Origin of the sequence: Microbacterium alkaliflavum, assembly GCF_044325405.1 — a bacterium.
GTDB lineage: Bacteria > Actinomycetota > Actinomycetes > Actinomycetales > Microbacteriaceae > Microbacterium > Microbacterium alkaliflavum.
In genome coordinates this window covers 424,614-445,079 of the sequence record NZ_JBIQWL010000002.1, presented here as the reverse complement: position 1 = coordinate 445,079, position 20,466 = coordinate 424,614, and the positions used below count along the sequence as shown (strand labels likewise).

Here is a 20,466-nt window from a genome sequence, read left to right as displayed (position 1 = left end):
TGCGTGGTTGACCTGTCGTTGAAGTGGGCGAGACGAACCCACGACCGACGTCAGTGGCCGAACTGGGCCAGGTGGTCGCGGAGGGTCGGCCCGGCGCGGAACTCGCGGATGAGGTGCTGCACGACCTCGCGCAGATCGCCGTCGGCGGCATCGGCCACCAGCAGCTGGCGTGCGTAGGACGCGCCCTGTGTGAGGGTCGTCTCGAGGCCCGCGAACTCCCGACCGCATTTGAGCTCGACGGCGATGTCGGCGAATCGGTCCATCGTCTCGCGGAGGTGGTCGCGCACGGGGAGCTGAGTGCCGTCGGCGTCGACGATGACGCGGGCGTCGAGGCCGTACCGGGCCGCGCGCCACTTGTTCTCGCGTACGAACCACGGCGGGATGACGGGCAGCTCGCGCCCCTCGTCGAGCTCGCGCGAGAAGTGCTCGACGAGTACCTGCACGAGCGCCGCGACGGCGGCGAGTTCGGGAAGGGTCGACATGCCGTCGCAGGCACGCACCTCGATCGTGCCCCAGCGCGGTGCGGGGCGGATGTCCCAGCGCACCTCGGTCGCGTCGGCCATGACGCCCGTGCGCTCCATGTCGTCGAGGTAGGCCTCGAACTGCGCCCAATCGCGAAACGCCCACGGCAGTCCCGCCGTCGGCAGCTGCTGGAAGACCAGGGCCCGGTTCGACGCGTACCCCGTGCGCTCGCCCGCCCAGAACGGCGACGACGCCGAGAGCGCCTGCAGATGCGGCAGGTAGACCGACAGGGCGCCGATGATCGGGAACACCTTGTTGACGTCTTCGACCCCGACGTGCACGTGAATGCCCCAGATCATCATGTTGCGGCCCCACCACTGGGTGCGCTCGATGAGCTTGTGATACCGCGTCTTGTCGGTGACCTGCTGGTCGTACCACTGCGCGAAAGGGTGGCTCCCGGCGCAGAGGAGCTCGATGCCGAGGGGATCGGTCGCCGAGCGGACGGCCTTGATCGCATCGGCGATGTCGTCGACGGCGGCGGCCACGGTGTCGCCGATGCCGCTCGTGACCTCGACGGTGTTCGTCAGGAGCTCGCCCGTGACGGTGAAGCGCTCGTGCTCGGTCTCATCGCCGATCGCGTCGAGCACCTCCGGCGCACGCGGGACCAGGTCGCCCGTGGTGCCGTCGGCGAGCATGAGCTCCCATTCGAGCCCCACGGTGGACCGGGCGGATGTCGCGAAAGGCACCGTCATGGGCACAGTTTCGCATGCGGATGCGTCGACCCGGCGTCGCGGCAGCCGGTTCGCGACGCGGGGGGTCATGTGCGCCGGGGCGCGCTCACCCGCTCATCGGGGCACGTTGTAGACGTCGATCGCGTCGCCGACGATCGTGAAGCGCAACAGAGCGCCGTCGACTTCACGCTCGACCCGAGCGGGCGCGCCGTCGGCGTCACAGGCGACCTCCGAGAAGCCGCCCCCGCTGAAGTCCTTGCGGATCAGGATGCACCAGCCGGTGCCGTCCGTGAGAGGCGCGGTCCACGCCTGGATGCCCGCGACCCTCTGGAAGCCCTGTGCCGACATGAAGTCGATGCCCTGCTCGTCGAGCCAGCTGCGGGTGCCGAGCATGACGCGCGCGTCCTGGGGCGGATCCGGCGGCGGAGTGACGTGCGTGCCTTCCGCGGGCGCGGCGAGGTCGGGCAGGGTCGGTTCGAGGGCGTTCGGGTCGAACGGGATGACCTCGTCCGAGGTGCGCGTCGGGATCGGCGTCGACGTCGGAGTCGACGAGGGAGCCGGGCTCGCGGGCGGCGTGCCGTGCCGCGGTGTGTTCAGGGCGGCGGTCGCGACACCTCCGACCGTCGCGCCGACGAGGATTGCGGCGATGCCCACGCTCACCCAGGCACGACGGGAGACGGCGGGACGGATGCGCTGCGTGCCCGCGATCAGGAGATCGCGCATGTCGTCGTGCTCGCGTGGCGACATCGGGTCGCTCATGGCACCATCCCCATCTGCTCGAGTTCGCCGCGCAGCCGCGCCTTCGCGCGCGAGAGCCGCGATTTGACCGTCCCGACCGGTATGCCCAGGGCCGTCGCGGTCTCGCTCTCGCGGTAGCCCTGCATGATCGTGAGAACGACGACGCTCTGCTCCTTCTCGGGAAGTCGGCGCAAGGCTGCGAGCACCCCCGTCTCGTCGGCTGGTCGAACGCCCTCGGCGGCAGGTGTGCTCGGCACGCGTCCCAGCACAGCTCGGTAGCGCCGCGCGGACCGTTCAAGGTTCCGCGACGTGTTGGACACCGTGTTGATGAGCCACGGCAGCGGCGACCCGTCCACGAGCCGTACCGAACCGCGCCGCCGCCACAGCTCGAAGAATGCGATCGCGACGGCATCCTTGGCGTCCTCGCGGACCGTGAGGAGCCGGGCGGCGTGACGGAACAGTCGCGCCTCGTGCCGGTCGAAGAGCCGAGCGAGGCCGAGCGGGTCGCCCCTGCCGAGCGCCTCCCAATCGGCGACATCTTCGTCGTTCATACTCTGTTATGTCCGCTCGCGCTGGATTGGTTCATTCCGTCTCGCCAGGGATCGCCGCCAGTTCGCGACGGTGCCGCGGGTGTGAGAGAATTATGGGTCGGACCGGGCGCTCGACCCTCTATCCAGCGCACAGGTCCTCCTTCAGAGCTTCCGCCGGGTGTGCACCCCACGCTCCAGGCGATCGGTTCACTCACTTTCCACACATTCAGGAGAATCGTGGCTGTCAAGATCCGTCTCAAGCGCCTCGGCAAGATCCGTGCGCCCTACTACCGCATCGTCGTCGCCGACTCGCGCACCAAGCGCGACGGTCGTGTCATCGAAGAGATCGGCAAGTACCACCCGACCGAGGAGCCCTCGTTCATCGAGGTCGACTCCGAGCGCGCGCAGTACTGGCTGAGCGTCGGCGCGCAGCCGACCGAGCAGGTCGCCGCCATCCTCAAGCTCACGGGCGACTGGGGCAAGTTCAAGGGCGACGCGAACGCCGTTTCGACGGTCCGCACCGCCGAGACCAAGGCCGACTTCGAGGTCGACTCGTCGAAGAAGTCGGTCATCAAGCCCAAGGCCGAGAAGAAGGCCGAAGAGCCCGTCGCCGAGGCGCCTGCCGCCGACGAGGCCGACGCCGCTTCGGACGCCGAGTAATCCGTGCTGGCCGCCGCGCTCGAGCACGTCGTCAAGGGGATCGTCGATCACCCGGACGACGTGCGCATCGACTCCTCGACGTCGTCTCGCGGCGACGTCCTCGAGGTGCACGTGCACCCCGATGACCGAGGTCGCGTGATCGGGCGCGGCGGACGCACGGCCAAGGCCCTGCGCACGCTCATCTCAGCGCTCGCCGACGGACGACGCGTCCGCGTCGACGTCGCTGACGACTGATGGCGGACGCAGAAACGCCGGACACCACCGCGACGGGCACGGGCAAGGGCCCTGCCCGCGCGGCCAAGCCGGCCAAGACGCAGCTGCGCGTCGGGCGCCTCGTGAAGGCCCATGGCCTCAAGGGCGCCCTCAAGCTCGAGCTGTACACCGACGACCCCGACGGCCGATTCGTCCCGGGTGCGACCTTCACTCTGCAGGTCCCCGAGTCCTCGCCGTGGCATGGCAAGCCGCTCACCGTCCGCGAGTTCAAGTGGATGAACAGCCACCCCGTGGCGTTCTTCGAGGGCGTTGACGATCGCAACGCGGCAGAGGAGCTCGTCCGCGCGATCCTCTGGATCGACCAGGACGCGCAGGCCGCGCCGGCCGAGGATGACGCGTGGTACGACCACCAGCTGGTCGGCCTCGACGTCGTGCGTGACGACGTCGTCGTCGGACGCGTCGTCCGCGTCGACCATTTTCCGGCGCAGGACCTTCTCATCGTGCGCGCGGCGGAAGCCGGCGACGAGCGTGAGATCCTCGTGCCGTTCGTGAAGGCGATCGTGCCCGAGGTCGACATCGCCGCAGGGCGCGTCGTCGTGACCCCGCCTGCCGGCCTCTTCGAAGAGATCGCCGGCGACGAGGAAGAGACCGAGGCCGTCGAGGTCTCGGATGAGGAGCTCGACGAGGACGCGGCGGATGAGGACGAGCGCGGCTGATCGCCCGGCCCCAAGGGTCTTGCATGATGCGCAGAGCCCTCGCCGGCCAGCTCCTCGTCGGGGCGGCCGCGGCGGGTGCGGCGCGGAGCCGCTCATCGGGGTCATCGGGGGCGGCGCGCCCGAGCAGTCGCTGTGCTGACCGGCCGAACCGGAAATCACACCCGGTCACGGCGAACCGTGAGGTCGGTGTGATCCGTCGGTAACACGGCGCGCCACGCCGTGGAACATCGCTCCGGGATCATCGGAGCATGAGCCTTCTCGCCGATTCGACGACGGCGGGGGCACGTACGCCCTCGACCGACGTCCGTTCGGTGTGCTCGTACTGCGGAGTCGGCTGCGGGATCAGCGTGTCCACCGACCCGTCCGCCGGCATCACGAAGACCTCGGGCGACAAGCTGCACCCCGTGAACGGGGGCCGGCTGTGCACGAAGGGTGCGACGCACCTCGAACTCATGCGCGCGCCCGGGCGAATGACGAGCGCGCACGTGCGGCCGTCCCGCGGCGAGGAGCCGGTGCCGGTGCCGCTCGACGACGCGATCGCGCACGCAGGGTCGCGCCTGCGGGCCATCGTCGACGAGCACGGGCCCGATGCCGTCGCGGTATACGTGTCGGGGCAGATGTCGATCGAGGCCCAGTACCTCTCGAACAAGCTCGTCAAGGGCTACCTGCGCGGCCTGCACATCGAATCGAACTCGCGGCTGTGCATGGCTTCCGCCGGAACGGGCTACAAGCAGTCCCTCGGGGCCGACGGCCCCCCCGGATCGTACGAGGACTTCGACCGGGCAGACCTGTTCTTCGTCATCGGGTCGAACATGGCCGACTGCCACCCCATCCTCTTCCTCCGCATGGCCGACCGGCTCAAGCAGGGTGCGAAGCTCATCGTGGTCGACCCCCGGAGGACCGCCACGGCGGATCGCGCCGACCTGTACCTGCCGATCGCGCCCGGCACCGACCTCGCGCTGCTCAACGGGCTCCTCCACCTGCTCGTCGCCGACGGCGCCGTCGACGCCGACTTCATCGCGGCGCACACCGAGGGCTGGGACGACATGCCCGCCTTCCTCGAGGACTATCCGCCGGCCCGCGTCGCTGCGATCACCGGCCTGCCGGAGGAGGACATCCGCACCGCCGCGAAGTGGATCGCCGAGGCGGGCGAGTGGATGACGCTCTGGACGATGGGGCTGAACCAGTCGACGCAGGGCACGTGGCACACGAACGCGATCTGCAATCTGCACCTCGCGACGGGAGCGATCTGCCGCCCTGGCAGCGGCCCGTTCTCGCTCACGGGCCAGCCCAACGCGATGGGCGGGCGCGAGATGGGCTACATGGGCCCCGGCCTGCCCGGCCAGCGCGCGGTCTTCAGCGCGGCGGACCGCTCGTTCGTCGAGGACGTCTGGGAGCTGGCTCCCGGCACGATCCGCGCCGAGGCCGGCGCCGGCACGATCGACATGTACCGGCGCATGGCGGAGGGCGAGATCAAGGCCGCCTGGATCATCTGCACCAACCCGGTGGCATCCGTAGCGAACCGCAAGAACGTCATCGCGGGGCTCGAGGCCGCCGAGCTCGTCATCGTCCAGGACGTCTTCACCGAGACGGCCACCAACGCGTACGCAGACGTGCTGCTGCCGGCGACGCTGTGGGTCGAGTCCGAGGGCGTCATGGTCAACAGCGACCGCACCATGACCCTCGTGCAGCGCGCGAGCGAAGCCCCGGGCGACGCGCAGCCCGACTGGCTCACGATCTGCGGCATCGCAAGGGCGATGGGGTTCGCCGAGGGATTCTCGTTCACGTCGAGCGAAGAGGTCTTCGATGAGATCCGCCGGTTCTGGAACCCGCAGACGGGGTGGGATGTGCGGGGCGTCACGTACGACCGGCTTCGCGAAGGCCCCGTGCAGTGGCCCGCGCCCCCCGACGACGCCGCGGAACGGCATCCCATCCGGTATCTCAACGACGGCGTGAGCCAGAGTCTGCACCGCGAACAGGACGGCACGACGCCCCGGCTGGCGTTCGCGACGCCGTCGCGCCGCGCGCAGTTCCTCGCGCGGCCGCACCTCGGCCCGCAGGAGCAGCCCGACGACGACTTCCCGTGGGTGCTCAACACGGGTCGCCTCCAGCACCAGTGGCACACGATGACCAAGACCGGCAAGGTCGACAAGCTCGTGCGGCTCAATCCCGACCCGTTCGTCGAGGTCAACCCGGCCGATGCCGAGGCGCTCGGCATCGCCGCGGGCGACCAGGTCGAGATCTCGTCGCGGCGCGGCCGGGTCGTGCTTCCGGCCGTCGTGACGGACCGCGTGCGGCCCGGCAACTGCTTCGCCCCGTTCCACTGGAACGACGAGCACGGCGAGTACCTCACGGTCAACGCCGTCACGAGCGATGCCGTCGACAGCGCGTCGCTGCAGCCCGAGTTCAAGTTCGCCGCGGTGTCGCTGCGGCGCGTGGGGCCTGCTCCCGCCTCCGTCGCGGAGAAGGCACCCGGGATGCCGCTTCCCGGCGGCGTGCGCGACGTGCTGGCCGCAGCGGGCGTGGGCGTCGCCCAGCCGCGTGTGACCGAGGCCGAGGGCGTCTACATCGCCGGCTTCCTGGCGGCGCTGGAAGCGGCGCCCGTCGAGGCCGGGCTCGTGCCCGTGCTTCCCGCGGCGGCGCCCCTCACCGCCGTCACGCGCGCGTGGTTCGACGGCATGCTCGCGGGGCTCTACTCGCGCACGGGCCTCGCGGCGGCGGCCGACGCCGGTGCCGTCGAGGAGGTCACGGTGCTGTGGGGCTCGCAGACGGGCAACGCAGAGGAGGTCGCTGGGACGTGCGTCGCGACGCTGCAGGGTCGTGGCATCCCGGCCCGCGCCGTGAGCATGGTCGACATGAGCGTCGACGAGCTCGCGACGGTGCGCAAGCTTCTCGTCGTGACATCGACCTTCGGCGACGGCGGGCCGCCCGACAACGCCGCCGGCCTTTGGGACGCGCTGAGCGCCGACGGCGCGGCTGCCCTCGACGACCTCGAGTACGCCGTCTTCGCGATCGGCGACCCGAGCTACGACGACTTCTGCGGACATGGGCGCAGCATCGACGAGCGACTCGCGGCGCTGGGTGCGACGGCGATCGCGCCGCGCGTCGACTGCGAGCCCGAGTACGCGGGGCCGGCTTCGGCCTGGCTCGACCAGGTCGCCGCACTGTTGGGGACGGGGGAGGCGGCATCCCCGCTCGCGATCGAAGCGCCGCCCACGCGCCGCCTCTTCACGCGCTCGAACCCCGTGCGCGCCCGGCTCGTCACCAATCGACTGCTCAGCGGTGCGGGGTCGGCGAAGGAGGTGCGGCAGTTCGGGTTCGACCTCTCGCACGCGGGCGTGTCGTACGAGGCCGGCGACTCGCTCGGCGTGGTGGCCCCGAACTCCTCCGCCGTCGTGGCCGAGTGGCTCGCCGCGACAGGTCTCGCCGCGCGCAGCGTCGTCGAGCTCGAGGGTGAGGAGCGCTTCCTCGACGAGGCGCTCTCGGCACAGCTCGACATCACGCGCATCACGTCCGACCTGCTGTCGTTCGTCGCCGAGCGCAACAGCGACCAGACCCTCGCGACGATGCTGCGCCGCGAGAACAAGGGCCGCCTCGAGCAGTACCTGTGGAGCATGCAGGCCGTCGACCTCCTCCGCGCCTTCCCCGTGCAGGCCGACGCGGCGGAGTGGATGACGGTGCTCAAGCGCCTGCAGCCGCGCCAGTACTCGATCTCGTCGAGCCCCAAGACGAGCCCCGACGAAGTGCAGCTCACGGTGTCGGTCGTGCGCTTCGAGACCGAGGCCGGACTCGCCCGCGGCGGCGTCGCCTCGACGTTCCTCGCCGACGGCGCCGACGAGGCGCCCGTGTACCTGCAGAAGTCGCCGCACTTCCGGCCGCCGGCAGACCCGACCGCCCGCATGATCATGATCGGGCCGGGCACGGGCGTCGCACCTTTCCGCGGGTTCCTGCACGACCGCCGGGCCGACGGGCACACGGGCCGCAACTGGCTCTTCTTCGGCGAGCAGCACGAGGCGACCGACTTCTATTACCGCGACGAGCTCGTCCAGCTCCGCGACGACGGCTTCCTCACGCGCCTCGACGTCGCCTTCTCGCGCGACCAGCGCCAGAAGGTCTACGTGCAGGACCGCATGATCGAGCACGGAGTCGAGCTGTGGCGCTGGCTCGACGAGGGGGCCCACGTCTACGTCTGCGGCGATGCGAGCCGCATGGCGAAGGACGTCGACGACACCTTCGACCTCATCGCGCAGCGCCACGGCGGGCTTTCGGCCGAGGCTGCCGTCGAGTTCAAGCAGTCGCTCGTGGCGCAGAAGCGCTACGTGCGCGACGTCTACTGACGGCTCGGCATACCGCCGTGGCGCCGTGCACAACGGCGGGGATTTCGGCCCACGCGCCAGTGCGGGTCGGCGCGTCGTGCAGATTGTCCGCGGTTGTGCCTCGCGGGTGAAGGATGCTGCCGCTGACGCCGCTGCGCCCGCCAGGCGGCGGCGCCGTGCACAACGGCGGGGATATCCGCCGACACGCCGCCGCGGGCCGGCGCGCCGCGCGAGATCTCCGCAGCTATGCCTCGGGAAGAGGGATGCCGCGACCGGCCGCGCACGGCACTCAGGCCCTGGCGCCGTGCACAACGGCGGGGATTCCGGCCGACGCGCCGGTGCGCGCCGGCGCGCCGCGCGAGATCTCCGCAGCTGTGCACGCGCGGCATCCCGAACCGTCGAAGGCCGACGTTCCGCGGAGCTTCGGGCTCGACCCCTCGACAAGCTCGGGGGCCGGGGGCCGCGCACGATGAAACGGGCCGCACCCCGGAGGGTGCGGCCCGCTTCGACGGGAAGAGCTCAGATGCGCTGACCGGCCAGCGACTTCCGGGGCACGATGTAGACCGCGATCGTGAGCGTCAGCAGGAGCGCGTACGCGATCACGAAGCCGTAGAACGCGCCCGTGTAGGCCCCCGTCGTCTGCTGCGAGAGGTTGAGCACCTGCGGGATGACGAACCCGCCGTACGCGCCGATCGCCGAGATGAGCCCGAGCGCGGCCGCGGCCTTGCGCTGCATCCGCACCTTCGCCTCACCCTCGGCGCCGATCGCCAGGGTGCGGGCCGCGAACACGTTCGGGATCATGCGGTACGTCGAGCCGTTGCCGACGCCGGTCGCCGAGAAGAGCACGAGGAAGCACGCGAGGAAGACGCCGAAGTTGTGCAGCGGCATCGTCCAGATCAGCGACAGCGCGCCGACGGCCATCACCGTGAACGCACCGACCGTGACCCGGGCGCCACCGACGCGGTCGGCGAGCTTGCCGCCATACGGGCGGGCGAGCGAGCCGACGAGGGCGCCGAGGAACGCGAGCGACACGGCCGCCTGGCCGACCTGGATCGTCGAGAACTCCGGGAACTGGTCGGCGATGAGCTTCGGGAAGACGCTCGCGAAGCCGATGAACGAGCCGAACGTGCCGATGTAGAGCAAGGCCAGGAGCCACAGGTGCGGCTCGCGCAGTGCCGCCGCGGAGCCCGCGACGTCGGCCTTCGCGTTGGAGAGGTTGTCCATGAAGCGCCACGCGCCCCAGATCGCGACCAGGATGAGCGGCACCCACATCCACCCGGCGAGCGACAGGTTCATCGTCGTGTAAGCGGCGCCCAGGGTCACGACGATCGGCACGGCGAACTGCGCGACCGCGGTGCCGATGTTGCCGCCGGCCGCGTTGAGTCCGAGTGCCCAGCCCTTCTCCTTCTGCGGGAAGAAGTAGGTGATGTTGGCCATCGAGCTCGCGAAGTTGCCGCCGCCGAAGCCGGCGAGGGCGGCGACTGCGAGCATGACGCCGAACGGGGTGTCGGGGTTGCCGACCACGACGCCGAGCAGGATCGCGGGGATCAGCAGCAGTCCCGCCGAGATCATCGTCCAGTTGCGGCCGCCGAACCTGGCGACCATGAAGGTGTAGGGGAAGCGCATCGTCGCTCCCACGAGGCTCGGCAGTGAGATGAGCCAGAACACCTCGGAGCTCGAGAATGTGAAGCCCGCGCCGGGGAGCATCACGACGACGATGCTCCACAGCTGCCAGACGATGAAGCCGAGGAACTCGGCGAAGATCGACCAGCCGAGGTTGCGGCGCGCGATCGCGCGCCCCTCGGACTGCCAGAAGACGGCGTCTTCCGGATTCCAGCCGTCGATCCAGCGGCCGGGGCGTCGGGTGAGCGTTACAGGGGTGGAGCCGGGTGCGGCGGCATCTGTGCCGACCTGGGGGGATGTCACGGACGTGGTCATCGTGCCTCCTCGGGAAGGTTATGAGGCGAAGCTATTGGCCTCGTGTTTCCGCCCTCCTGCCGGGCCGGTTACCTCTGCGTCAAATGCGCCGCACCTCGCGTCGGGCGCCGGGTGAAGCCTTCGTCACACATTGGAAACACGGGTGGATGCCTAGACTCGAAGCCGTGCGCATCGACATCGTGACGATCTTTCCGGGCTTCTTCGATGTGCTCGACGTCTCACTGATCGGCAAGGCGCGGGAGCGCGGCATCCTGGATCTCCGGGTGCACGATCTGCGCGACTGGACCCACGACCGCCACCGCACGGTCGACGACACTCCCTATGGCGGGGGCGCCGGCATGGTCATGAAGCCCGAGCCGTGGGGCGAGGCGCTCGACCAGATGCTCGACGACGAGGCTCTACTCATCGTGCCGTCGCCGGCGGGCGAGCGGTTCACGCAGCGTCTGGCGCGCGAGCTCGCCGAGGAGGCGCACCTCGTCTTCGCGTGCGGGCGGTACGAGGGCATCGACCAGCGCGTCATCGACCACTACTCCGAACGCGGGCGCGTGCGCAGCGTGAGCCTGGGCGACTACGTGCTCAACGGCGGCGAGGTCGCGGCGATGGCGATGATCGAGGCGGTGTCGCGGCTCGTGCCCGGTGTCGTCGGCAACCCGGAGAGCCTCGTCGAGGAGTCGCACGAGGACGGGCTGCTCGAGTATCCGAGCTACACGAAGCCGCCCGTCTGGCGGGAGCTCGAAGTGCCGGCGATCCTGCTCAGCGGCAACCACGGCGCCATCGCGCAGTGGCGTCGCGATCAGAGCCTCGAGCGCACGCACGAGCGCCGCCCCGACCTGCTCTGATCAGCCGAACCGCTTCAGACCGTCGCGGTGAGCGCGGCCCGGGCGGTCTCGTAGCGCTCGGCGACGACGGCGGCGATGCGCAGATCGGGCGCGAGCGGCGCCGTCACGAGGTCTGCACCGCCGTTCGCGATGACTCCGGCGAAGTGTCCCGGCGCGAGCACGTAGCTCGCGGCGATGACGCGTCGGGCACCCTTCTGTCGCGCGTCGGCCACGGCGGCCTCGATGCGCGGATGCGCGCCGGCCGCGAAGCCGACCGTGACGCGCGCGTGGAGGAGCTCGGCGACCCGTTCGCCCATGCGTCGCACGTCGCCTTCGGCGGCGGGGTCGCTGGACCCGGCGGCGGCGAGCACGACGGCATCACCCGAGCGGAGTCCCACCTCGCGGAGGCGGTCCTCCAGCACGAGGGCGAGAAGGTCGTGCGGGCCGAGCGCGGGCGCTGCCACGACGTGCGGGTACGGCCGCACCGCGCGGGCGATGTCGACGCGCGTGTGGAAGCCCGTCGACAGCAGGAGGGGCACGACGACGGCGGGACCGGATGCCGCGACCTCGGCCACGACGGCATCGACCGCGGGCTGCTCGACGTCGACGAACGCCTCGCGCACCGGGACGTTCGGGAGGATGGCACGCACCTGCTCGACGAGGCTGCGGATCGCGCGGCGACCGTCGTTCGACGCGGTGCCGTGCGAGCACGCGATGAGGGTCGGAGCGGTCACAGGCTGCCTCCCGGCTCCACGACGTTGAGGCGGTAGCCGCGCTTGACGACGGTCTTGATGAGATCGGGAACTCCGAGCGCCTCACGCACGCGCGCGACGGCCATCTCGACGGCGTGGGTGTTGTCGCCGGACCGGGGGAGCGCGCACTGCAGCTCGCTGCGGCTGACGACCGAGCCGTCGGCGTCGAAGAGCACACCGAGCACGTCGGTGCCCGTCCGCGAGAGCGGGATGAAGCGGCCGTCGAGGACGGCGCCGCTGCTGCGCAGCTCGAGGCGTCCGGCCGTCGTGTCGCGCGACGGGGCGTGGCCGCCGCCGAAGTGCGTGACCACTGCACGTACGAGGGAGCCGAGGCGACCGCGCTCGGCGACGAGCGGCTCGAGGCCGACCTCTTCGAGGGGGCCGGCCGTGATCGGGCCGACGGCGGCCAGGAGCACGCGGCCGGTGTGGACGAGCTCGCGGATGTCGCCGAGCACCCCTTCGCGCCGCGCCGCCGCGACCCACTCGTGGGCGCCGGGCGCCGACGTGAACAGCACGGCGTCGACCTCGCCCGATCCGGTCGCGACGACGGAGCGGCGCACCGTCTCGGGGTCGGGCGGCGGGCCCCAGCGGTAGACCGTGAGGCTCACGACGTCGGCGCCGTCGCCCTCGAACAGCTCGTCGAGTCCGTCGGCGCCCGATCCGTGGTGCTGCACCGCGATGCGGCGGCCCGCGACGCCCTCGGCGAGGAGGAACTCGCCGAGCTCGGCGGACGTCTCGGACTCGGCGACCCAGTCGGCGGTGAGGCCCGCCTGCTGGATCGCACCGCGCGCCTTGGGCCCGCGGGCGACGATCTGCGCCTTGGCGAACGCCGCGTGCAGGTCGTCGAGCATGCCGGCCTCGTCGGCCGCCTCCATCCAGCCGCGGAACCCGACGCCGGTCGTGGCGACCACGACGTCGGGCGGATTCTCGATCAGCTCGCGCGTGCGGGCGAGGAGCGCCTCGTCGTCGATGTGCGGGACGATCGTGAGCGCGGGAGCGCGGCGCACCGTGGCGCCGTGCCGCTCGAGGGCCGCGGCGAGCTCGCCGGAGCGGCGATCGACGGCGATGACGATCGTGCAGCCGTCGAGGGCTGCCGACAGGACGGGGCGGTTCGGATCGCTCACCTGTCGGCGTCACCCGCCATGATGTCGGCGGGAAGCAGGAGGTCGGCCCGCGCCACGTCGCCGACGACGATGACGGCGGGGTTGCGCACGCCGGCCGCCGCGGCGTCCGCGACGGCCCGTCCGAGCGTCGTGCGCGTCGTCCGCTGCTGGGGCGTGTGGCCGTTCTCGACGATCGCGACAGGCTTGTCGGAGGCCGCACCACCCGCGAACGCGGTGTCGACGAGGCGGGCGAGACCCGCGACGCCCATCAGCACGACCGTCGTGACGGCGGGATCGGCGAGGGCGGCGGCCGTCGCCGGCGTCGGCTCGGCCTGCCCGTTGACGACATGGATGGATGCCGCGGTGCCCCGGTGGGTCACGGGGATGCCGGCGGACTGAGGCACCGACACGACGCTCGTCAGTCCCGGCACGACGTCGACGGGGACACCCGCCGCGAGGCACGCCGCGACCTCTTCGCCGCCGCGACCGTAGACGAAGGGGTCGCCGCCCTTGAGGCGCACGACGCGCTTGCCGGCCTTCGCGTGCTCGACGATGATCCGGTTGATCTCTTCCTGAGGCACGGGGTGGTGTCCGGGGCGCTTGCCGACGTCGATGACCTCGACGTCGGGGTCCAGCTCGCCGATCACGTCGGTGGGTCCGAGGCGGTCGGCGACGACGACATCGGCCTCGGCGAGCAGGCGCCGCCCGCGGATCGTCAGGAGGTCGATGGGGCCGGGGCCGCCGCCGACGAGGTCGACACGGCCCGCCGCGGTGGCGCGGCGACGGCGCAGCGGGAGGCGTCCTTCGCGCAGCATCCCTGCGATCGCGTCGCGGAGGCGCCCGGCGCGACGGGGGTCGACTCCGGCATCCGAGACGACGCCGACGACGACGTCGCCGGCGCGGGTCTCGGCCGCGAGCCGCGCCGACCCGTGCGCGCCGTCCGAGGCGTTGACGCACAGGATGCGGCGGGTCTCGCACGCCGCGGCGACATCCGCGTCGACGCGGGGATCGCCGGTCGCCGTGTGCACGAGCCATGCGCCGTCGAGGTCGTCGGCGACGACAGGGCGAGGCATCCACGTGATCCCGTGCGCGAAAGCGAGCTCGCCGATCTCGTCGCACAGCTCGGGCGCGATGATGCGCACGATCGCCCCCTCGTCGAGGAAGCGGCGCAGGCGCCGTGCCGTGACGGGACCTCCGCCGACCATGACCACGTCACGGCCCGCGAGCGAGATGCCCAGCATCGTCGTCATGAGAGCTCCTTGAGGTAGACGTCGCCGTCGCGCACGGCCACGGGCCACACCGTGAGGGCGGCGGGCTCCTTGCCCTGCGTGTCCAGGCACACGCCCGTGCGCAGGTCGAAGACCTGCTTGTACATGGGCGACGCGACGGTCGGGGCATCCTGCTTCGTACCCACGATGCCACGCGAGATGACATGCGCGCCGCTGTACGGGTCGAGGTTCGACACGGCGAAGACGCGTCCGCCATGGGTCAGGAAGAGCGCGACCTGCGTGTCGCCGAGCAGGGCCGCGCGGCCCCGCTCGATCTCGAGGTCGTCGAGGGTGCAGATGCGCACCCATGCGGGCGTGTGCGTCATAGGTGTCTCCACTAGGGTCATCGGCGCACTTCCAGGGTCGTGCCCGCGATGAGGACGCGGCTGTCTTCGCGCTCCTCGAGGGTCGCGGGGCGGGGCTGCCCGCGCTCGACCGTGTACGCGAGCGAGGGGTCGGGCGTCTTGGGGGCGTTGACGAACGACGCGAAGCGCTTGAGCTTCTCGGGGTCTTCGATCGTGGCCTTCCACTCGTCCTCGTAGGCGCCGATGTGGGCGGCCATCGCAGCGTCGAGGTCGTCGCAGATGCCGAGGCTGTCATCGAAGATGACGGCGCGGAGACCCTCGATGCCGCCGTCGAGGTCTTCGAACCACGGAGCGGTGCGCTGCAGGCGGTCGGCCGTGAAGATGTAGTACATCAGGAAGCGGTCGATCGCCGTGAGCAGGTCGTCGTCGCTGAGCCCCTCGGCGAGCAGCACGGCGTGGCGCGGGGTGAACCCGCCGTTGCCGCCGACGTACATGTTCCAGCCGGCCTCGGTCGCGATGACGCCGACGTCCTTGCCGCGCGCCTCGGCGCACTCCCGCGCGCAGCCCGAGACGCCCAGCTTGAGCTTGTGCGGCGACCGCAGGCCGCGGTACCGCAGCTCGAGCTGCACGGCCATGCCGACGGAGTCCTGCACGCCATACCGGCACCACGTCGAGCCGACGCACGACTTCACGGTGCGCAGCGACTTGCCGTACGCGTGGCCCGACTCGAAGCCCGCGTCGACGAGGCGCTTCCAGATGTCGGGAAGCTGTTCCAGCCGCGCTCCGAACAGGTCGATCCGCTGGCCGCCGGTGATCTTCGTGTAGAGGTTGAAGTCCTTCGCGACCTGGCCGATGACGAGCAGGCCCTCGGGCGTGATCTCGCCTCCGGGAATGCGCGGCACGACCGAGTAGCTGCCGTCCTTCTGCAGGTTCGCCATGACGTGGTCGTTGGTGTCCTGCAGGGTCGCGTTCTCGCCCTCGAGCACGTGCGTGCCGGTGAGCGTCGACAGGATGCTCGCGAGAGCGGGCTTGCAGATGTCGCAGCCGCGCCCGACGCCGAAGCGCTCGATGACGGCGCTGAAGGTGCGCAGGCCGGAGACCCGCACGGCGTCGAAGAGCTGCCGGCGCGACATCTCGAAGTGCTCGCAGAGGGCGTTGCTCAGCGCGGCGCCCGACTTCGCGAGCTCCGTGCCGACGATCTTCTTGACCATCATGACGCACGAGCCGCAGGCGGCTCCGGCCTTCGTGCACGACTTGATCGCCGCGACGTCGGTGCAGCCCTCCTCGTGCACGGCGCTTCGGATCGTGCCCGCCGTGACGCTGTTGCACGAGCAGACGAGCGCCTCGTCGGGCAGGTCGCCGGTGGGGGCCGCGACGCCGCCCTCGGGCATGAGGTAGGCGGCGGGATCGCCCCCGAGCGCGCCGCCGACGAGCGGGCGCAGCGAGCCGTACGCAGAGGCGTCGCCCACGAGGATGCCGCCGAGCAGCGTCTTGGCGTCGTCGGAGAGCACGAGCTTCTTGTAGACGCCGGCCACCGGGTCGGCGTAGACGACGTCGAGCGCGCCGGGCGTCTCGGCGAACGCGTCGCCGAAGCTCGCCACGTCGACACCGCTCAGCTTGAGCTTCGTCGAGAGGTCGTAACCGGGGAAGGATGCCTCGCCGCCGAGCAGCCGCGTCGCGGCGACCTCCGCCATCGCGTAGCCGGGCGCGACGAGCCCGACGCAGAGCCCGTCGAAGTTGGCGACCTCGCCGATCGCGAGGATGTTCGGGTCGGAGGTCTGGCACGCCTCGTCGATCAGGACGCCGCCGCGCGGGTGCACATCGAGGCGGGCCTCCCGTGCGAGCTCGTCGCGCGGACGCACGCCGACCGTGAAGACGACGACGTCGGCGGCGGCGTAGTCGCCCGAGCGGAACTCCAGCCCGACGACCTTGCCCGACCGGTCGGCGTCGAGGCGTGTCGTGATCGACTCCGTCTTGACCTTGATGCCGCGCGACTCGATGAGCCGACGCAGGGAATTGCCGCCGGGGAGGTCGAGCTGCGCCGACATGAGACGGTCGGACGATTGCACGACCGTGCACGCGACATCGAGACCCTGCAGGGCGCCGGCCGCCTCGAGGCCGAGCAGGCCGCCGCCGATCACCATGCCCGTGAGCGGCCGCCCCAGCTCGCGCGAGCGCGCCTGGACGAAGCTCTTCAGCCGCTCGACGTCCGACAACGTGCGGTACACGAAGCAGCCCTCGTGCCCGAAGCCGTCGACGGCGAGCCGGGCGGCGTACGATCCCGTCGCCAGCACGAGCCGGTCGTAGTCGACGTCGAGCCCGCTCGCCGTGCGCACACTGCGCGCCTTGCGATCGATGCGGGTGACGGCGTCGCCGCTGATGAACCGCACGCGCGCATCGTCGAGCATCGCGCGGTCCAGTGTGAGGTCGTCGGGGCTGGCCCCGGCGAAGAATCCGGTGAGGCCCACGCGGTCGTAGGGATGCCGCGCCTCCTCGCCGATGAGCGTCACGCGCACGTCGGCGCCGCCTCGGCTGAGCAGGCTCTCGACGAAGCGGTGTGCGACCATTCCGGCGCCGACGACGACGACGTGTGCGTCGGGTGCCGGGGTGGTGCTCATGGCGTCACCGTACGCGGCTCGTGTTGCACCGCCGTCAGCGCCATGTTTCGGTTTGACGACAGACCCTTCGCGGGAGGCGGCGGGTCGGGTGGGCTGCTCGGTCATGGGGATCTCCGATCGACGTGGGTCTTCGGTGTTCGCCAAGGTAGGAGCGCGGTGTTTCGTCGCCGGGCCGCGTTCGGTTACTCCGATCGAACGTTTCCCTCACCTCGCCGTCGCCGTCGATGTGAGAAGACGCACGGACGACGTCTTGTTTCCAGGACCGACCAGGAGGATTCTCATTGCATGCGCGCCCTCGCACCGCGCGACCTCGAGTTGATCCGAACCCAGTTCGCGTTTCCCGACCGCGAGCGGATCGTGGCGAACAACGCCGCGAGCACCCAGCCGCCGCTCGCTCTGTTCGAGCTGCTCCGCGACGTCTCCGAGACGTATGAGAACGTGCACCGCGGGCAGTCGGACGCGTCGATCCGCACGACCGAGATGTTCGAGGCATCCTTCGACACCGTCGCCGCGTGGATAAACGCGCCCTCGCGCCGCTCGCTCTCGATGCACCGCGGCACCACCGAGGCGATCAACGCGGTGATGTACTCGCTCATGGCCGACTTCCGGGACGGCGACAACGTCGTGACGACGCTCATGGAGCACAACTCGAACTACGTGCCGTGGCACGCGCTGTGCCGCGAGATCCTGCCCCGCTTCGGCCGCCACGTGGAGTGCCGCCTGGCGCGCTTCGACCGCGAGACGGGCGAGCTCGACCTCGCGCACCTCGCGTCGCTCGTCGACGACCGGACGAAGCTCGTCTGCTGCACGGGCGGATCGAACTTCCTCGGCACCAAGCCGCCGCTCGACCGTGTGCGCGAGATCGCCGACGCAGGCGGCTACGACCAGCCCGACGGACATCGCGGTGCGCTGCTCCTCGTCGATGCCGCGCAGCGGTTCGCGAGCACGCGCCTGGACGTGCAGGCGATGGACGCCGACTTCGTCGCGTTCTCGTTCCACAAGCTGCTCGCGCCCTTCGGTGTGGGCGTGCTGTACATGAGGGAGTCGCTGCGCTCGTCGCTCCCGCCCTTCCTCTACGGCGGCGACATGATCGCGGAGGGGCAGGTGTACCCCGACCGCGTGTCGTACAACGACCTGCCGTGGAAGTTCTCGGCCGGAACGCCCAACATCCTCGGCGTCATCGCCTCGGCGCAGACGCTCCGCCTGATCGTCGACCTCGTGGGCGCCGATGCGGAGCGCGCCTGGTTCCGCAGCGACGATCCGCTCCGGCCCGAATCCGTCGAGGCGGCGATGTCGATCGTCACCGACCACACGTCCTTCCTGACGCAGCGCGCGATGGACGGGCTGTCGAGCATCCCGGGCCTCGAGATCCACGGGGTGCCACGCGGGCAGGAGCGCACGCCGCTCGTCGCCTTCACCGTGCACGGTCAGTCGCCGTTCGACGTCGCCCGAGCGCTCAACGCGCAGGGGGTCGAGTCGCGGGCGGGATGCCACTGCGCGACGCTGGCGCACCACGAACTGGGTCTCGAGGCGAGCTGCCGCGTGAGCTTCGCCCTCTACAACACGCCGGAGGACGTCGACCTCGTCGTCTCGGCCGTGCGTCGCGCGGTCGAGACGCCGGATGCCTTCCGCCGCGTCGCCGCCCTCCCGGAGGCGGCGCTCAGCGCGGACTGAAACCGGCGATCGAAACGAGACGGTCATGCGGCGGCAATCTCGTGATCGCCGCGATGAGGCAGAGTGGATCCGAATCCGCGAGGAGGAGCAGTATGCGTCGCGCCAAGATCGTCGCCACCCTGGGGCCGTCCACCGAGAGCTATGAGACGGTCGAGGCGCTCGTCCGCGCCGGCCTCGACGTTGCGCGTCTCAACAGAAGCCACGGCGAATACCCCGTGCATGAGAAGGCCTACGCCCACGTGCGCCGGGCGAGCGACGTCACGGGTCGCGCGGTCGGCGTGCTCGTCGACCTGCAGGGCCCGAAGATCCGGCTCGCGCGCTTCGCCGACGGACCGCACGACCTCGAGCCCGGCGACATCTTCACCATCACGACCGAGGACGTGCCCGGCACGAAGGACCTCGTCGGCACGACGTTCCCCGAACTGGCGAAGGACGTCTCCGCGGGCGACATCCTCCTCATCGACGACGGCAAGGTGCGCGTGCGCGTGCTCTCCACCGACGGCGTGCGGGTGCGGACCGAAGTCGTCATCGGGGGCACCGTCTCGAACAACAAGGGCATCAACCTGCCCGGCGTCGCCGTCAGCGCCCCGGCCCTCAGCGAGAAGGACGAGGCCGACCTGCGCTGGGCGCTGCGCCTGGGCGCCGACATGATCGCGCTGTCGTTCGTGCGCAGTCCGAAGGACGTGCAGCGCGCCCGCGTCATCATGGCCGAGGAAGGCCGGCGCATCCCGATCATCGCGAAGATCGAGAAGCCCGAGGCGGTCGAACACCTGCAGGAGATCATCGACGCGTTCGACGGCGTGATGGTCGCGCGTGGCGACCTCGGTGTGGAGCTCCCGCTCGAGAGCGTTCCGATCGTGCAGAAGCGGGCGATCGAGCTCGCACGGCGCTGGGCCAAGCCCGTCATCGTGGCGACCCAGATGCTCGAGTCGATGATCGAGAATCCCGTTCCGACTCGCGCGGAGACGAGCGACGTGGCCAACGCCGTCCTCGACGGCGCCGACGCCGTCATGCTCTCGGGCGAGACGAGCGTCGGAGCGCACCCCGTCACGGTCGTCGAGACGATGGCGCGCATCATCGCGTCGAGCGAGGAGCACGGACTCGAGCGGATCCCTCCGCTCGGCACCAAGCCGCGCACGCAGGGCGGAGCGATGACGCTCGCTGCGCGGAGCATCGCCGACTTCGTCGAAGCGGCCTACGTCTGCGTCTTCAGCCAGTCGGGGGATTCCGCGCGGCGCATGTCGCGGCTCCGCGACCGCGTTCCGATCCTGGCCTTCACCGACCTCCCGTCGACGCGGTCGCGAAACGCCCTGCTCTGGGGTGTCGAGACCTTCCTCGTCGAGCGCGGCGCCACGACCGACGAGCTCATGACGATCCTCGACGACGCGCTGCTCGGCTCGGGCCTGGCCCACCGCGGCGACCGCGTGGTCGTCACGGCCGGCGCTCCTCCCGGGATCGCGGGATCGACCAACAACGTGCGCGTCCACACGGTCGGAACGGGCGGCAGCGAAGTCCTCGACTGACCGCACCGCGGCATCCCGCATCACTTCCGGCTCGGCCGCGCAAGGCCCGCAAGCGCGTTCGCCGCGCTCTACTAGGGTGGGTTACCCACAGCGAGGAGGAC

At 70.9% G+C, this 20,466-nt stretch carries 16 protein-coding genes; 7 read left to right on the top strand and 9 right to left on the bottom strand.

Going from position 1 to position 20,466, the window contains the following annotated elements; all coding sequences use genetic code 11:
• Window positions 1-50: 50 nt before the first annotated feature.
• From ACH3VR_RS07065 to ACH3VR_RS07055, 3 genes are all read right to left on the bottom strand, one after another.
• Window positions 51-1,214 carry a glutamate--cysteine ligase gene (locus ACH3VR_RS07065; RefSeq protein ID WP_396640048.1) on the bottom strand — a complete coding sequence of 388 codons (1,164 nt, stop codon included), beginning with the start codon at window positions 1,212-1,214 and terminating at the stop codon, window positions 51-53.
• Window positions 1,215-1,307: 93 nt separating this feature from the next.
• Window positions 1,308-1,952, bottom strand: coding sequence for a hypothetical protein (locus ACH3VR_RS07060; protein WP_396640047.1), 645 nt, complete (start codon window positions 1,950-1,952; stop codon window positions 1,308-1,310).
• A complete protein-coding gene (locus tag ACH3VR_RS07055; protein WP_396640046.1) occupies window positions 1,949-2,482 on the bottom strand; it encodes an RNA polymerase sigma factor in 534 nt (177 codons plus the stop codon). The genes ACH3VR_RS07060 and ACH3VR_RS07055 overlap by 4 nt, the downstream gene beginning before the upstream one ends.
• Window positions 2,483-2,698: 216 nt before the next feature.
• Here ACH3VR_RS07055 and rpsP point away from each other — a divergent pair, with 216 nt between their 5' ends.
• The 4 genes from rpsP (at window position 2,699) to ACH3VR_RS07035 (ending at window position 8,387) form a co-directional block, all read left to right on the top strand.
• Window positions 2,699-3,121, top strand: coding sequence for a 30S ribosomal protein S16 (rpsP, locus tag ACH3VR_RS07050; RefSeq protein ID WP_396640045.1), 423 nt, complete (start codon window positions 2,699-2,701; stop codon window positions 3,119-3,121).
• A 3-nt stretch (window positions 3,122-3,124) separates the two neighbouring features.
• Window positions 3,125-3,355 carry an RNA-binding protein gene (locus ACH3VR_RS07045; RefSeq protein ID WP_127819708.1) on the top strand — a complete coding sequence of 77 codons (231 nt, stop codon included), beginning with the start codon at window positions 3,125-3,127 and terminating at the stop codon, window positions 3,353-3,355.
• Window positions 3,355-4,050, top strand: a complete 696-nt coding sequence (gene rimM / locus ACH3VR_RS07040) for a ribosome maturation factor RimM (protein WP_396640044.1) — start codon at window positions 3,355-3,357, stop codon at window positions 4,048-4,050. Before ACH3VR_RS07045 ends, rimM begins: the two co-directional genes overlap by 1 nt.
• A 248-nt stretch (window positions 4,051-4,298) precedes the next feature.
• Entirely contained in the window at window positions 4,299-8,387 is a 4,089-nt protein-coding gene (locus ACH3VR_RS07035) for a molybdopterin-dependent oxidoreductase (protein ID WP_396640043.1), read from the top strand.
• A 498-nt stretch (window positions 8,388-8,885) separates the two neighbouring features.
• Here ACH3VR_RS07035 and ACH3VR_RS07030 read toward each other — a convergent pair whose 3' ends face one another.
• Window positions 8,886-10,304, bottom strand: coding sequence for an MFS transporter (locus ACH3VR_RS07030; RefSeq protein ID WP_396640042.1), 1,419 nt, complete (start codon window positions 10,302-10,304; stop codon window positions 8,886-8,888).
• Window positions 10,305-10,468: 164 nt separating this feature from the next.
• On the opposite strand from ACH3VR_RS07030, the gene trmD reads away from it, so the two are divergent.
• The gene (trmD, locus tag ACH3VR_RS07025; RefSeq protein ID WP_396640041.1) at window positions 10,469-11,143 is read left to right on the top strand and encodes a tRNA (guanosine(37)-N1)-methyltransferase TrmD; all 675 of its coding nucleotides are present in this window, start codon (window positions 10,469-10,471) and stop codon (window positions 11,141-11,143) included.
• A gap of 14 nt (window positions 11,144-11,157) precedes the next feature.
• Here trmD and ACH3VR_RS07020 read toward each other — a convergent pair whose 3' ends face one another.
• From ACH3VR_RS07020 to nirB, 5 genes are read right to left on the bottom strand one after another with little or no spacing between them, the layout of a single operon-like run.
• Window positions 11,158-11,856 carry a sirohydrochlorin chelatase gene (locus ACH3VR_RS07020; RefSeq protein ID WP_396640040.1) on the bottom strand — a complete coding sequence of 233 codons (699 nt, stop codon included), beginning with the start codon at window positions 11,854-11,856 and terminating at the stop codon, window positions 11,158-11,160.
• Window positions 11,853-12,998 (bottom strand): uroporphyrinogen-III synthase, encoded by a 1,146-nt coding sequence (locus tag ACH3VR_RS07015; RefSeq protein ID WP_396640039.1) that lies wholly within the window; start codon window positions 12,996-12,998, stop codon window positions 11,853-11,855. The genes ACH3VR_RS07020 and ACH3VR_RS07015 overlap by 4 nt, the downstream gene beginning before the upstream one ends.
• Window positions 12,995-14,227, bottom strand: coding sequence for a uroporphyrinogen-III C-methyltransferase (gene cobA / locus ACH3VR_RS07010; RefSeq protein ID WP_396640038.1), 1,233 nt, complete (start codon window positions 14,225-14,227; stop codon window positions 12,995-12,997). Before cobA ends, ACH3VR_RS07015 begins: the two co-directional genes overlap by 4 nt.
• Complete coding sequence (nirD, locus tag ACH3VR_RS07005; protein WP_396640037.1) at window positions 14,224-14,571, bottom strand: nitrite reductase small subunit NirD; 348 nt, start codon at window positions 14,569-14,571, stop codon at window positions 14,224-14,226. Before nirD ends, cobA begins: the two co-directional genes overlap by 4 nt.
• A gap of 17 nt (window positions 14,572-14,588) precedes the next feature.
• A complete protein-coding gene (nirB, locus tag ACH3VR_RS07000) occupies window positions 14,589-17,168 on the bottom strand; it encodes a nitrite reductase large subunit NirB (protein ID WP_396640036.1) in 2,580 nt (859 codons plus the stop codon).
• A 285-nt stretch (window positions 17,169-17,453) separates the two neighbouring features.
• Here nirB and ACH3VR_RS06995 point away from each other — a divergent pair, with 285 nt between their 5' ends.
• Window positions 17,454-18,842 (top strand): aminotransferase class V-fold PLP-dependent enzyme, encoded by a 1,389-nt coding sequence (locus ACH3VR_RS06995; RefSeq protein WP_396640035.1) that lies wholly within the window; start codon window positions 17,454-17,456, stop codon window positions 18,840-18,842.
• Window positions 18,843-18,934: 92 nt separating this feature from the next.
• Window positions 18,935-20,365: a pyruvate kinase gene (gene pyk, locus ACH3VR_RS06990; protein ID WP_396640034.1), complete on the top strand. Its 1,431-nt coding sequence runs from the start codon at window positions 18,935-18,937 to the stop codon at window positions 20,363-20,365.
• Window positions 20,366-20,466: the final 101 nt, after the last annotated feature.